A 13,287-nucleotide genomic window follows, 5' to 3' on the forward strand; every position below is an offset into this window, starting at 1 on the left:
CTGCTGCATAGCCGCTCTTTTGCGGCGGTAATCCGCTCGGCAACAAGCACTCTTACTCTCATCCAATTTGCCGTGTGAAAGTAGACACAAAGTCTACCCACACTATTCTAGCCACTCGGTTCGCGGTCTACAAGTCGAACCGGCAGGACAAAATTGTAACGCTCATTTGGGTCTACGTCTACTGCTGGCGGCAACCTGGGGCGAAGCTTTCCTAACCGTGGTGTCCACTCCCAGCAGACCAGGCGCGCTGCGCCCGCGTCCACAATTGCAGCCACAATATGCCGATACAATACGCTCCAATTACGTCGCTCGGCCAGTGAACGCCGAGGTACACGCGGGAGACGCCAACGAGGGCGATCATCGTAAGCATGCAAGCGGCTCCAACCCCGCGCACCCAAGGCTGGCGGGCGTTTTGCCAGATAAGCAAGGCAAGAAAGCCGTAGAAGATCGTAAATGACTGCGCATGGCCGCTGGGAAAGGCAAATGTGTCCACGCCAAGGGCGACCATTTCCTCTGGCGGCAGGGCCGGACGGGGACGAGCTATGAGCCCCTTGAGCGCCTGGTTGAGCAGATGCCCAAAGAGCGCCGCTGCTGCCAGGACAACCGCCTCTTGCCGCCAGCCGAGAACCCCAAGCAACACGACTACGGCAATGGTCGTCGGCGCGGCAATGCGAAACCAGCCGATGGCGCTGACGCCATGCAAGACAGGATCGAGCAGCGGCAACTGCCAGGACTGAATTGCTTCCCCCAACGGAACATCCAGGGAGAATGGGTCTCCCTGTAGCGCGCCGAAACTCAGGACGAGCACAACGACGAAGAGCGCGAGTTCTGGAGTCCAGGGGCGCGCCCGCACGTAGCAGCGCAGGAATTCACGGAAACTCTCAGCCATCGCGACTCTCTCGCGGCGGTACGTGCTCCGCCCGGTTGGCAGCTTCGGCTTCCAGTTCCGCGGCTTTCTCCGGCTGACCGGTCTTCAGGTAGTAAGCAATTTTCTTTTGGTTGATGAAGTTCTGGTTGTAGGCGATCCAGTCCCGATGGTACGTCTCGTTTACCATGCGGTCCATTATCGCTTGCCAATCGGCGTCGTTCAACCACGCCATGCAGGGCACGAGCAGCGCCGCCCATGCTGTGGTCAGTAGCAGGCCCGCGAGGAGTGTGGGAACGATCGCCTGCAGCAACGTGGCAAGGGAGAGCATGCCGCGGAGGTTCGCCGCGTCGCCGGCATCAACGCCGGCGGTGATCAGCTCTGTGAACAGCAAGCCGAGCGGCAAGCAGAGTACGAGCAGCACAGCAGCCCCGGCGACGAGACCGAAGTCATTGCGCCGGCTGACGCGTTGATTGGCGAGCGACGCCGCCGCGCCTGCCAAGCTCAAGTAAAGCACGGCGCCGCAGCCTATCCAGAGCAAGGGGGCCGTCAGCCATGACAGCCAACGACTGAGGAGCAGAGCGCCCAGCCATACACCGGCCGGAAGCGCAATGCCCGCGAGCAGGCCGCTCAGGCCAACACGCCACGCTGCCGAGTATTCAAGCTGGATGCGGTGCCGTAGGTAATCGTACACTCAGGAATGCTTCCGCACTTCTTCTCTGTACGTTGACGTGCGCAAGGCTGCCGCAGCGAGGAAGGTGGCGGTACGTACGCATCTATGCCATTTGCCAAGGCGAGAATTGTGCTCGTCAACGCTTGGTAATAATTAGGCTTTGCTCAGCAGGTTGCGCAGTGTATCGCCCTGGTCCCGGAGCCAGTCATGGATGATGTTGATGTCGGTGCCTATGCAGAAGTGGGTGACGCCCATGTCGAGGAAGCGCTGGGCCTGGTCAACCGAATTGATCTCGGCGCGGGGCGGTATGCCCTTCGCCAAACACGTCTCGAACACCTTCTTCTCAGCGGCTTTCACGTCCGGGTGCTGGAATTCACCGGCCCGGCCGATGTTCATGGCGTAGTCTGCGGGACCCCACTGCACCATGTCGACACCTTTGACCTCCAGGAATTCATCCAATTGGTCCACGGCGGACTGCCGTTCGATCATGAGCGCCACCACAATGTCGTCCAGCGCTTGGGGGTAATCCGGCCCGGCGCCGTAGGACATATACCACGCCCGGCGCATGGCAACGCCGTGAATGCCGCGTGCCTCCGGCGTATCCGCCCGCACCGCGCGCACGCACTCTTCGGCATCCGCGACAGTGCGGCTGTCGGCAAAGAGCACGCTTTGGAATCCGGCGCCAATGGCGCGCTGCGCCAAAAAGCTGCGGGGCGCTTGGTCAACCTTGATCATCGTGGATAGGTTGTGCAATTCCGCCGCCCGGCAGAAATTCTCCAGGTCGTGCAGGTTGAACGGCGCATACTCGGCGACGAATTCGACGTAGTCATAGATTCCGGTCAGGCCGATCACCTCGATCATCCCGGGCCAGGTGGTGTGCACGTGGGTGGCCAACGTTGGTTCACCGGCATTGAGTTTCTCGCGAATCCTATTCGGTTGCATGGGCATCCTCCGGCGTGAAAGTGCGCGCAGGCAACACGAAAACGTCCCGCGCTCGTGTCAGTATACTGCACAAGTGCGGGACTGCCAAAGGTTAGCTAAATTAAGTGTTTAGCGGTGAGGTGCGCGGCGGCGCTTAGGCGCTGAGGAATAGCGCGAAGAGGAATCCTTGAATTGTCACGATCAGGGCGACCGCGGCGATCAGCATGGCGCCCAAGCGGATCGTCATGCGTTGCTCCAATGCAACGAACCGCGCATCTACCGAATCGAACCGTGCATCCACACGCATTTCCAATTCGCGCAGGTCGGCTTTGGTGGCCACCCGCAACGCTTCCAGGTCGGCTTTGGTGGCTACCCGCAACGCTTCTAAGTCGGCTGTGGTGGCCATCCGCAACGCTTCTAAGTCGGCTGTGGTGGCCATGTTCGCTATGTCGGCTTTGGTGGCTAGGGCGTCGCGGGATTCGCCCAAGGCCTCAATCAGGGTTTGCGCCTGCGTCTCCGTGAAGCCCCCGGCCGCAAGCGCGGTATACGCCTTGTGGGTGTCAAGTATTGCCATCAGTAATTGCTCCTTGTAGTTTCTTTGCGCCGGAGAGCTTCGCTTTTCCGGAGAAGAGCGCCGGACGCGGGCGCAATCCGACCAAGGCGCTCCCTAATGCACGGTGAGCATGCGCTCGAGGGAGACCACTGCCCAGTGCGCCACGTCGGGATCGACGCTCACCTGGTTCGTGACTTTGTCTTCCAGGAGGTCTTCCATCACCCACGCGACGTAGGCGGGATGGATGCGGTACATGGTGGAGCAGGGACAAACGATGGGGTCGAGACAGAAGATCTTTTTATCGGGATTCTCGGTAGCCATACGGTTGACCATGTTGATCTCGGTGCCAACCGACCAGGCGGTACCGGCAGGAGCTTCGGTAATAGTCTTGAGGATGAACTCGGTGGAGCCGTTGTAGTCGGCGGCCTGCACCACTTCCATGGGGCACTCGGGGTGCACAATCACGTTGACGTCCGGGTGCTGCCGGCGAGCGAACTCCACCTGCTTCACCGTGAAGCGCGTGTGCACCGAGCACCAGCCCTTCCAAAGAATTGCTTTGGAGTTTTGCACGTCGGCCTCTGAATTGCCGCCCAGCACCGGCTCTGCCGGGTCCCAGACGACCATTTCATCGAGCGGGATGCCGAACTTCAGACCCGTGTTGCGGCCCAGATGCTGATCCGGGAAGAAAAGAATCTTCTCGCCCCGCGCCATCGCCCACTCGTAAACCGCAGCAGCATTGGAGGAGGTGCACACAATACCGCCATGGGCGCCGCAGAACGCTTTGAGCGCCGCGGTGGAATTCATATACGTAATCGGCACGATGGATTCACCAACGGCTTCGGTAAGCTGTTCCCAGCATTCCACGATGTCGTCGATGTCGGCCATGTCGGCCATGGAACAGCCGGCCGTGGGATTGGGCAGGATGACCGATTGATTGGAAGCGGTAAGAATATCGGCGCTTTCCGCCATGAAGTGCACGCCGCAGAAGATGATATATTCAGAGTCGCGGCGGTTTGCGGCAAACGTGGCGAGCTTATACGAATCACCGCGCAGGTCGGCGTACTTAATCACCTCATCGCGTTGGTAATGGTGCCCGAGGATGAGCACGCGCTCGCCGAGTTCCTGCCGGACGGCAGCGATACGTTCGTCTAATTCCTCTGCAGGCAACTGCAGGTAGTGCTTTGGAATCGGCTCATTCTCGCGGCCGGCACTGCGCCGGCTGCGCAACAAGAGTCGGTGAATTCGCCGGTACTCACGCGGCGATAGCGCGTCCGCCGTGGCTGCCATGCGTGCCTATTCCCTCTTTCCCCCCTGCAGGAGCGCCACATCATTATCCTCTGTGAAAGCGCTCACCACAGCTTTGCTTGCATTATACACTACTGCGGCGGCAAATCGACCACGATCGTTGCTGCTGATCTGAGACTTTGGATGACTTGGAGGCGTGTCCCTGTGGCAGCCATCCAATGTCACAAGCATAGGTTGGATACCGCCAGCTACTGAGAAAGTAGACCGACCCCAACTATGCAGCGTGCCATTCACGGTGACCGTTTTCACGCATTGAGCGTCGAGTAAGAGAGGAAAATAATCGCGGAGGAGTTGTGTATGGCAGGGGCGTTCGGCCGATGCTTCACATGCGCTGGTGGTCCTGTGCGTGCAAATCGACTGCGCAAGCGTGGGCCATGAGGAAAAACCAGCATGTCGAGCCGCCCGACTAGCGTACGTGCGGCTTAGGCCGTTGGCTACCGGAGTCTGGAGAGGCAGATTGAAGCCGACACGAGGAACTACATAGGAGACACGTACACGCAGCCAACCCAATGGAATTCTAAGGAGCGGGTATGTCCTGTACTTGCCTATCCGCGGCGCGCATCAATTCCAAGCCCTGCACCACGATTTCCAACTGCTCCAATTCCAGAGTGTCCGCCATCAACTGTAGTCGCTCCCGACGTATTCTCCAGAAGCGCTTTAACGCGTGCCGTCCTTTGTCTGTCAGTCTACAGATGACGACTCTTCGATCACTTGGGTCCCAGGCGCGGTCCACTAATTCTTTTTCTACCAGGCGATCTACAACCGTCGTTGTGGCGGAGAGCGCTCGCCCCAAATAGGTAGCGATATTTCCCATGCGCAGGGGGCCCGATCGCTCCAGCAAGACCAACGTCTTGATCTGGGGCATGGTCATATCCAGCCCCTTCCACTCGTCAAGGCCGTACGCGTGCATCTGACGATTCAAGTAATCTACGGCGTCCATGAATCGCCGAGCCAATTCAGCCTTATGATCGTCTTGCACAGATCCACCACCCATTCTCAAGAACTCCATCGTTCTTGGAACATCGTCGTTCCCTTTCGCCTGCATGATACCAGATAAATGCGCTCTTGTAGAGTAAAGTTCAATCTGACGAGATTTTCCCGGCTTCAGCACAATCTTGGTCTGGCAGATGCGATCCGGGAGTATGAAACACGAACCACAGATTCTGCTATTTCAAGCACGCGCCAGTGCCTTGCCAATCGCCGCATAAAGCGTACGTTCGGTTCTTACAGAGTCAGCCGGCCGAAAGTCTGGCAAGTCACCGCCCCACCGTGGCTCGGCAGCGATTGCAGGTCCGCTATCTGCTCGAATTCCCTCCTTGAAATGGGTTCAAGGTGAATCTTAAATCGCCTAGCACAATCATCAGTCTTGAACCCGGTCTGGTATAGTTGCCTAGCAGCTTGAAGGAACCTGGAGCGACCTTCTTCGAATCAGACGGCCACCAAATTGGGTCCGAACAATCTTCTACGACATCCAAACCTTGCCATGAGCATTGAACTTACAACTGCAATTCGTCAAGGCCTCGCTGAAAACGCTAACCCTGAGAAGGCTGCCGGCATGCGGGCGTACATGAAATCGGCGATGCCGTACCGCGGGGTGCAGACACCTATACGCCGCAAGCTGGTGCGCGCCGCGCTACGTGCCCATCCCATCGCGACCAGGAATGCGTGGCTCGGCGCCGTGCTCGATCTCTGGCGCAACGCTGCCTATCGCGAAGAGCGCTACGCCGCCCAGGACGTGACCGGCGCGCCGCAATTCCGCGCTTACCGCACCCTCGAAACCCTGCCGCTCTATGAGGAGATGATTGTCAGCGGCGCATGGTGGGACTTGGTGGACGACACGGCTACGCACAAGCTCCGCGAACTCGTGGACCGCTTTCCGGCAGAGATGGCCGCCGCGATGCGTGTGTGGTGTACGGATGCTGACCTTTGGAAGCGCCGCTCGTCCATCATCTGCCAGGTGAAGCGCAAGGAGGCGACCGACCTTGCTCTCCTGTTCGACTGCATCGAGCCCAACCTGGCCGATCCCGACTTCTTCATCCGCAAGGCCATCGGCTGGGCGCTGCGCGATCTGGCCTGGACCGACCTGCCCACGGTCGAGGACTACGTGGCCCGCAACGCTGATCGCCTCAGCCCACTCTCCAAGCGCGAAGCACTTAAGAACGCGGAAACCATCCGCGCGGGGAAAGCACGCTGAACGGAAAACCACTGCGACTTGCCTTACCTGGTCCATGCAACCTCATGCCGGCGGCAGAACGTACCTGAGCGGCATAGCTTTGTTCTCTAGCACATCACAGCTATGCAGGAATCGCCCTGCTACATCCTTCCGTTTCCAACGATGAGTGCCGTCGGGGGCGTTGATCAGCTATTTTGTCCGGTTATGCTTAGGAATCCCATACTTTATCTGCATTGACTGAATTTGTCACACAAAATCAATCAACTTAGTTGACTTAATTGACTGACAAAGTTAGTATGGGCTTGTTTGTACATTCGTCTATGCAGTTTTTCATGGACTCAGTTATCGCAGGAGGGAAATACCGATGCGAAACGGACTATCACGCCGGGGATTGCTCCAAATCACCGCCCTTACCGCCGGGGGCGCGCTGCTTGCCAGCGCCTGCGGTCAGGTTGTTACGCAGGAGGCAGAGGAGCCGGAAGGTCCGCTCGGCTATGCCAACCCCGATCTCCTGGTGGAGACCGACTGGCTGGCGGAGAACCTCGGCAAAGAGGGATTGCGCATCATTGACGTGCGCTCGGCGGAAGACTACGCCGCCGGTCACGTGCCCAATGCCATCAATATCCACTCGCGAACCTTCATCGATCCCGAAAATGAAGTCAGCGGCATGCTTATTTCACCGGACGCGTTCGCTGCGCTGGTCGGCGCCGCCGGCATCGGCAGCGATTCGGAAGTCGTGGTTTACGGCAGCGGCAATATCCTTTGGGCGACCCGCGTTTTCTGGGCGCTGGAGCTCTACGGCAATAGGAATGCCAAAGTGCTCAACGGCGGCTTTGCCAAGTGGGCCGATGAAGAGCGGGATCTGTCCACCGATGTGCCGTCGTTCCCCGCGGCCACCTTTACCATCAGCTTCGATCCGCTCCTGCTCGGGACGTTCGAAGAGGTGCAGGCGGCTATCGATGACGGGAACGCGGTCATTCTGGACAATCGTTCCGCGGGTGAGTACGCCGGACGCGACGTGCGCGCCGACCGCGGCGGTCACATCCCGGGCGCCATCAACCAGGACTGGGTGGTGTACCTTACCGGCGGCGACGTGCGCACCCTAAAGTCGGCTGAAGAGCTCACCGAACTCTTCGATTCTGCCGGCATCACTGAAGATACCGTGGTGTACGCCCACTGCCAGACCGCGGTGCGGTCGTCGGTGGCCTATTTCGTCGCGCGCCTGTTGGGCTACAACAACGTCCAGAACTACGACGGCGCGTGGGCTGAGTGGGGCAACCGCGAGGATACGGAGATCAATACCGGCTCTAATCCGTAAACATTGCTGCGACACTGGCCAGGCAATTCGGAAAGGACGCATGAATCATCATGCGTCCTTTCTTCATTTCTGGGAAAGCGCGGCTAGTTGGGTTTCTCCTTCAATGGTCGCCTCGCCGCAGTTCCTGCAGCTTAACTAGCGCCTTCTTGAATAGGTTGGCACGTGCTCACCGAACTGACAAGACGGCTTCCCGTTTTCACGGGAACGACGGACAGCATAGCGCATCTGTCGCCGTCGAATCGCGTTCTTGTCGCCGTATCGCATCCTTGCCGCCGTGCCGTACTCTCGCAAAACTAGCCCATGCCAAGCGGCCCCTCTCCAGAGGAGACCTTTGCATAACTCCGGCCGGAGGCGCAAGAATTACCCCCTCTCCCGTCGAGGGAGAGGGAACACTCTCGCTCCCGCTTAGGTTTCGCAAAGGTCTCCAGAGGGAGAGGTTTAGAGCCTGACCCATGCGTGATACGGGGGTGAAGGAAACTCTTGGGCGTTCAACCAAATTCGCCAGTTTCGCAGATGCACCGCAGACCTTACCCAGCGACTGCATTTCAGGAAAGTTTACTTGCGCTCCCCCTGTCGTTTGTCCACAATAAAAGCGGCAATACACGTATCGCACAGCGTTCACGTATCCCTTTAAAGGCTGACCCCTGCATCAACCGGAGGAGATAGGACCCATGCAGACCGTAGAGCAAGAGCAACTCGCCATCGAGGGCGGCCCCCGCACCGTAGACTACAAGTTCCCCACGAATAGCGACATCAGCGGACGCATGTTCGGCGATGAAGAGATCGCGGAACTAACGGACGTGATCCAGTCGGGCAATCTGAACGTGCTGGGCGGCCCCAAGGTGCAGCAATTTGAAGAAGACTGGAAGAAGACTTTCGGCGTCAAGCATGCCGTCACCAGCACCTCCGGCACTGCCGCGCTGCACGTGGGCGTGCTGGCGGTGGGGCCCAATCCAGGTGACGAAATCATCGTGGCGCCAATCACCGACATCGGCAGTCTCATCGCCATTCTCTACCAGCTTGCCGTGCCGGTCTTCGCCGACGTGGACCCGCTGACGGGCATCATTACCGCCGAGACCATCGAGCCCTGCATCACCGAGCGCACCGTCGCCATCATGGTGGTGCACCTCCAGGGCAACGCGGCAGTCATGGACCCCATCGTGGAGCTGGCCCGCAAGCATAACCTGCTGGTGATCGAGGACTGCTCCCAGGCGCACATGGCGGCGTATAACGGCCGCTACGCCGGCACTATCGGCGACATCGGCTGCTACTCCTTCCAGCAGAGCAAGCACATGACCACCGGCGACGGCGGCATGACCGTGACGAACAACGACTACCTGGGCGAGCGCATCATGCTGGCGCACAACAAGGGCCGCGGGCGCAGCGGTCGCGAGAGTCAGCCGCCCTTCCTGGCGCCAAATTACCGCATGACGGAGTTGCAGGGCGCGGTGGGACTGGCGCAATTGCGCAAGCTGCCGACCATTACAGGCCTGCGTACCAAGTGGGGCAATCTGCTGAGCGATCTGGTGGAGGACGTACCCGGCATCATCCCACCCCGCGCGCCTACGCCGGAGAGCACCCACGTCTTCTGGAATTGGTGTCCGCTCGCCAAACTGGAGGAATTGTCCGTTGGACTGGATGACCTCTCAAAGGCGTTTGCCCATGAGGGCGTCGGTTTTGGCGCAGGCTATACCCGCACGCCCATCTACGAGTACGACGTGCTGAAGAACCGCCGCTTCTTTGGCGAATCGGCCTACCCGCTGCTGGATCCCGCCAATGGGCGCGACGTGCGCTACTACACCGGCATGTGTCCGAACGCCGAAGGCATCCTGAAGCGCATGCTCGTGCGCCACATCAACGAGAAGTGCACCGAGGAAATGGTCCACGACATGGCGAAAGCCGTCCGCAAGGTGTTCACCCACTACGCGAAGTAGGGGGATCAGTAAGGTTCTTGGCACGCGGGAACTCTTGGATGTTGCAAACACTGGCTTGCATTTGTTGTCATTCCCTGTAAATGTCAGGTAATTCGTTGACAGATTTGGCAGTAGAAACATGGGAGCAGAACTCTGTGCTTGCCTACATACATGTCATTCCGAACGGAGCGTAGCGGAGTGAGGAATCTAGAGTGCTGAGGCCGAGAAAGTGTGTTGAGCAGGGACCCTAGATTCCTCGCTCCGCTCGGAATGACATGATCTGTCAACACTGCCAATTTGGGAGAGAATTCTGTCAACGAATTACTCAACACATACAGGAATGACATTTAGGTTGACCGGCTGGAATGGTCTAAAGTGGCAGTAAAAGTTACATGGGCCAGACAATGCTCGATTTCTTAGTCTCACGCTCGGAAGAGACTGGACCATCGCATAACTTCGAATCGAGCAGTTCACGGGACAGATCACTAGGAGTTACGTATGAACACACCGCCTGAGACCTACATTCGCGTGCAAAGTCCGGTGCTGGAAGCGTTTGTAAAGGACTGTTTCCTCGCGGTCGGCATGTCGGACGAGCATGCGGGGCAGATGGCCGGGTGGCTGACCACCAACGATCTGCGCGGCGTGTTTAGCCACGGTACGCGCCAGACGGTTGCGTACGTGAGGCACTTCCAAAGGAAGGAGCTCAACGTAACGCCCAACGTGCAGGTGGTCAGCGAAACCGCGGTGACGGTAACCGTAGACGGTGATGGGGGCCTGGGGTACTTTCCGTCATACATGGCGGCCAACCTAGCTGTGCAAAAGGCGAAAGAGCATGGCGTGGCCAACGTGACTACCCGCAATCATGGGCACTTTGGGGCGGCAGGGTTATGGTCGCGGGTGATTGTGAACGCGGACCTGATAGCCTATGTGACCTCCGGCGCGCAACTGCAAATGAAGCCTGGGGCGCCGCACCGTCACGCTGCCGGTGGCTCGCCGATGAGTTTTGCCGCTCCCGGCGGCGCGGAGCCGCCAGTTGTGATCGACTTTGGCGCCGTTCACGATCTCTACGATGGAGAGCCACACGTCAAGGCCATAGAAATGCTGGCGCCCAGTGCCACCTACCGCAGTATCGGTCTTGGCTCGTTTTGCCAAATTCTCGGCGGGTTCTTGTGCGGTGTGCCCTCGGCGCCGGAGCGCGCGCAGCGGGAATGGCGGGGCGCGAACCAAGGCTCGTTTATGACCGCCCACGATGTCTCCCACTACATGCCGCTCGATCAGTTCAAGCGCGAGATTGATGACTACATCCGCCAGGTGCGTCAGCTTGCACCAATAACCAACCAGTCAGACGTCGAAGTTGGCGGCGGCATGGAGGCCAAGCGCGAGCGGCTGTGGCGCAAAGAGGGTGTGCCGGTGGGTCCTGAGCACGGGGATGCTTTGCGGGAACTGGGTCAAGAGTTGGGCGTGGACGTGCCATTCTAAGGGCGAAGCGTGTCTGTCCGCTACTCCGGCGCAGGCCGGAGTCCAGGAGTGGCGTGGGAGAGGTGTCAACTGGCGGTGTGGTTGGGTTGACGCCAGGGTCGCAGAGGAAGATGGATTCCCGCGTGCGCGGGAATTGTAAATGTCAGGTAATTCGTTGACAGATTTGGTAGAAGAAACATGGGAGCAGAACTCTGTGCATGCCTACATGTCATTCCGAACGGAGCGTAGCGTAGAGAGGAATCTAGAGTGCTGAGGCCGTGAAAGTGTGCTGAGCAGAGACCCTAGATTCCGCGAACAGTGTTCGACGCTACGCTCGGAATGACAGGGCCTTGTAGCGCTTTCTACGGGAAAGCGAATTCTGTCAACGAATTACTCAACACTTACAATTCCGAGCGCAGCGTCGAACAGGGTTCGCTGAATCTAGAGTCCTTCACAAACGAAATTCTTCGTCACGGAGCTTAGCCTGAGCCTTGCGGCAGGCTCCAGACGGGCTCGCCGAAGGGCAAGTCTTGTTCACTTGAACTGTGAAAGTGACAGATTGTTGCCTCGTAACCCAGGGTTAGAGACGAACACACCATGAGAATCACCGAGGTAAAGACCACTGCCGTGCGGGTGCCGCTCAGCGAGCCCGTGAAGTGGTCGGGAGGCACCCGGGGCACCGCGCCGGCGCTCATCGTCGAGATCGAGACCGATGCGGGCATGGTCGGCTTAGGCGAGTGCTCCGGGCCGCACATTCCCGTCATACAAACCGCAGTCGACGCGGAGCTCAGGCCGCTGCTCATCGGCCAGGACCCGCTGCGCACCGAGTTCCTGCTCCACCGGATGGACGAGCACGTCATCCACTGGTTCCGCACCGGCAATCACGCCATAGCCGGCCTTGAAATGGCGCTCCTCGATATCAAGGCCAAGCATTGGGGCACGAGCGTCTGCGACCTGCTCGGCGGCCGCTACCGAGACGCGGTGGAGTACATGGGCTACCTCTTTATCGACACACCGGAACGGAATGCCGCCAAAGCCAAGGCATACGTCGACCGGGGTTTCCGCAGCCTCAAGGTCAAAGTCGGCCGGAGCATCGAGCAGGACGCGGCCAGCATCGCCGCAATTCGCGCAGCCGTGGGGCCGGACGTGCGCATTCGCATCGACGCCAATCAAGGCTGGAGCGTGCCTTCTGCCATCAAGGCCATCCGCGCCATGGAACCGTACGGCCTGGAGTACGTGGAGCAGCCGGTTACGGACCGGGACTTCGACGGCATGGCGCAGGTCGCTCGCGCCGTGCAAACGCCCGTCGCCGCCGACGAGAGCTGTAAGACCGTCCTCGACGCGCTGCAACTCGCCCAGAAACAGGCGTGCGGCGTGTTCGTCATCTACGTATCGGAAGCCGGCGGACTGCTTAAGTCACGTCAGATCGCAGACATTGCATACCAGTCGGGCATCACCTGTGTGTTGGGCACCTGGGCGGAACTCGGGATTGGCACGCTGGCGGGTGCGCACCTCATTGCTAGCCACCGCAGCTTTGCCCTGGCGAATGATACCCACTATCCGATCCAGCAGGATGACGTGATCACCGATTTGCTGCAAATTGAATCGGGTACCCTACGTTTGCCGGAGGAGCCGGGACTGGGCGCCGCGCTCGATCGGGAGAAACTCGCGCACTTCGCCAACTTTCCCGCGCGAGAGACCGTCCACGGCGACCCGGAGAGTCCGGACACGATACTACGCCGTGGGCAGATCCTTTGACCGGCACCCACCGTCGAATTGGTCGCGCTCTAGAGTAAGAAGTCTCTGCGCGGTCTACCGGATGCTTGCGATGATCCCCGTTGGAGACCTTTGCATAACCCTTGCCGGGTCGGACTGGTCCCCTCTCCCGGCGGGAGAGGGTTAGGGTGAGGGGGAAATTCCCGCGAACTGGGAGCTCTATTCCCGTTACTGCACTCTTGCGTATCGGTCTTGCAGGAAAACATGACGGGTTAAGCAGAAATCCCCTCACCCCGGCCCTCTCCCCCAGGAGACCTTTGCATAACCCTCGCCACAGCGCAGATGTCCCCTCTCCCTCGACGGGAGAGGGCTAGAGCCTGCCCCGTTCTCGA

Annotated in this window: 11 protein-coding genes; 5 read left to right on the forward strand and 6 right to left on the reverse strand. The window is 59.3% G+C overall.

The features are described 5' to 3' along the window. Window positions 1–211 precede the first annotated feature (211 nt). The 6 genes from OXE05_10330 to OXE05_10355 form a co-directional block, all read right to left on the reverse strand. A complete protein-coding gene (locus OXE05_10330) occupies window positions 212–889 on the reverse strand; it encodes a phosphatase PAP2 family protein (protein MCY4437716.1) in 678 nt (225 codons plus the stop codon). After that, window positions 882–1,559, reverse strand: coding sequence for a hypothetical protein (locus tag OXE05_10335; protein MCY4437717.1), 678 nt, complete (start codon window positions 1,557–1,559; stop codon window positions 882–884). The genes OXE05_10330 and OXE05_10335 overlap by 8 nt, the downstream gene beginning before the upstream one ends. Before the next feature lie 132 nt (window positions 1,560–1,691). Then, the gene (locus OXE05_10340) at window positions 1,692–2,480 is read right to left on the reverse strand and encodes an aldolase/citrate lyase family protein (protein ID MCY4437718.1); all 789 of its coding nucleotides are present in this window, start codon (window positions 2,478–2,480) and stop codon (window positions 1,692–1,694) included. 133 nt (window positions 2,481–2,613) lie between these two features. Next, complete coding sequence (locus OXE05_10345) at window positions 2,614–3,033, reverse strand: hypothetical protein (protein ID MCY4437719.1); 420 nt, start codon at window positions 3,031–3,033, stop codon at window positions 2,614–2,616. A gap of 93 nt (window positions 3,034–3,126) precedes the next feature. Then, the gene (gene nadA, locus OXE05_10350) at window positions 3,127–4,299 is read right to left on the reverse strand and encodes a quinolinate synthase NadA (protein ID MCY4437720.1); all 1,173 of its coding nucleotides are present in this window, start codon (window positions 4,297–4,299) and stop codon (window positions 3,127–3,129) included. Window positions 4,300–4,834: 535 nt separating this feature from the next. After that, entirely contained in the window at window positions 4,835–5,182 is a 348-nt protein-coding gene (locus tag OXE05_10355) for a MarR family transcriptional regulator (protein MCY4437721.1), read from the reverse strand. Window positions 5,183–5,800: 618 nt separating this feature from the next. Here OXE05_10355 and OXE05_10360 point away from each other — a divergent pair. The 5 genes from OXE05_10360 (at window position 5,801) to OXE05_10380 (ending at window position 12,937) form a co-directional block, all read left to right on the forward strand. Then, window positions 5,801–6,511: a DNA alkylation repair protein gene (locus OXE05_10360; GenBank protein ID MCY4437722.1), complete on the forward strand. Its 711-nt coding sequence runs from the start codon at window positions 5,801–5,803 to the stop codon at window positions 6,509–6,511. Between the two features lie 343 nt (window positions 6,512–6,854). Continuing rightward, on the forward strand, window positions 6,855–7,808 hold the full coding sequence (locus tag OXE05_10365; protein ID MCY4437723.1) for a sulfurtransferase: 954 nt from the start codon (window positions 6,855–6,857) through the stop codon (window positions 7,806–7,808). A gap of 671 nt (window positions 7,809–8,479) precedes the next feature. Further along, window positions 8,480–9,742 carry a DegT/DnrJ/EryC1/StrS family aminotransferase gene (locus tag OXE05_10370; GenBank protein ID MCY4437724.1) on the forward strand — a complete coding sequence of 421 codons (1,263 nt, stop codon included), beginning with the start codon at window positions 8,480–8,482 and terminating at the stop codon, window positions 9,740–9,742. 477 nt (window positions 9,743–10,219) lie between these two features. Then, on the forward strand, window positions 10,220–11,200 hold the full coding sequence (locus OXE05_10375; GenBank protein ID MCY4437725.1) for an Ldh family oxidoreductase: 981 nt from the start codon (window positions 10,220–10,222) through the stop codon (window positions 11,198–11,200). 576 nt (window positions 11,201–11,776) lie between these two features. Next, a complete protein-coding gene (locus OXE05_10380) occupies window positions 11,777–12,937 on the forward strand; it encodes a mandelate racemase/muconate lactonizing enzyme family protein (GenBank protein ID MCY4437726.1) in 1,161 nt (386 codons plus the stop codon). The last annotated feature ends 350 nt before the right edge of the window (window positions 12,938–13,287 follow it).

This window comes from Chloroflexota bacterium, assembly GCA_026710945.1.
GTDB lineage: Bacteria > Chloroflexota > UBA11872 > VXOZ01 > VXOZ01 > VXOZ01.

Excerpts from the sequence above, each read along its gene's own strand:
- OXE05_10355 (MCY4437721.1), bottom strand. The coding sequence starts at position 5,182 with ATGCCCCAGATCAAGACGTTGGTCTTGCTGGAGCGATCGGGCCCCCTG.
- OXE05_10365 (MCY4437723.1), top strand. The coding sequence starts at position 6,855 with ATGCGAAACGGACTATCACGCCGGGGATTGCTCCAAATCACCGCCCTT.
- OXE05_10330 (MCY4437716.1), bottom strand. The coding sequence starts at position 889 with ATGGCTGAGAGTTTCCGTGAATTCCTGCGCTGCTACGTGCGGGCGCGC.
- OXE05_10360 (MCY4437722.1), top strand. The coding sequence starts at position 5,801 with ATGAGCATTGAACTTACAACTGCAATTCGTCAAGGCCTCGCTGAAAAC.
- OXE05_10340 (MCY4437718.1), bottom strand. The coding sequence starts at position 2,480 with ATGCAACCGAATAGGATTCGCGAGAAACTCAATGCCGGTGAACCAACG.
- nadA (MCY4437720.1), bottom strand. The coding sequence starts at position 4,299 with ATGGCAGCCACGGCGGACGCGCTATCGCCGCGTGAGTACCGGCGAATT.
- OXE05_10370 (MCY4437724.1), top strand. The coding sequence starts at position 8,480 with ATGCAGACCGTAGAGCAAGAGCAACTCGCCATCGAGGGCGGCCCCCGC.
- OXE05_10345 (MCY4437719.1), bottom strand. The coding sequence starts at position 3,033 with ATGGCAATACTTGACACCCACAAGGCGTATACCGCGCTTGCGGCCGGG.
- OXE05_10380 (MCY4437726.1), top strand. The coding sequence starts at position 11,777 with ATGAGAATCACCGAGGTAAAGACCACTGCCGTGCGGGTGCCGCTCAGC.
- OXE05_10375 (MCY4437725.1), top strand. The coding sequence starts at position 10,220 with ATGAACACACCGCCTGAGACCTACATTCGCGTGCAAAGTCCGGTGCTG.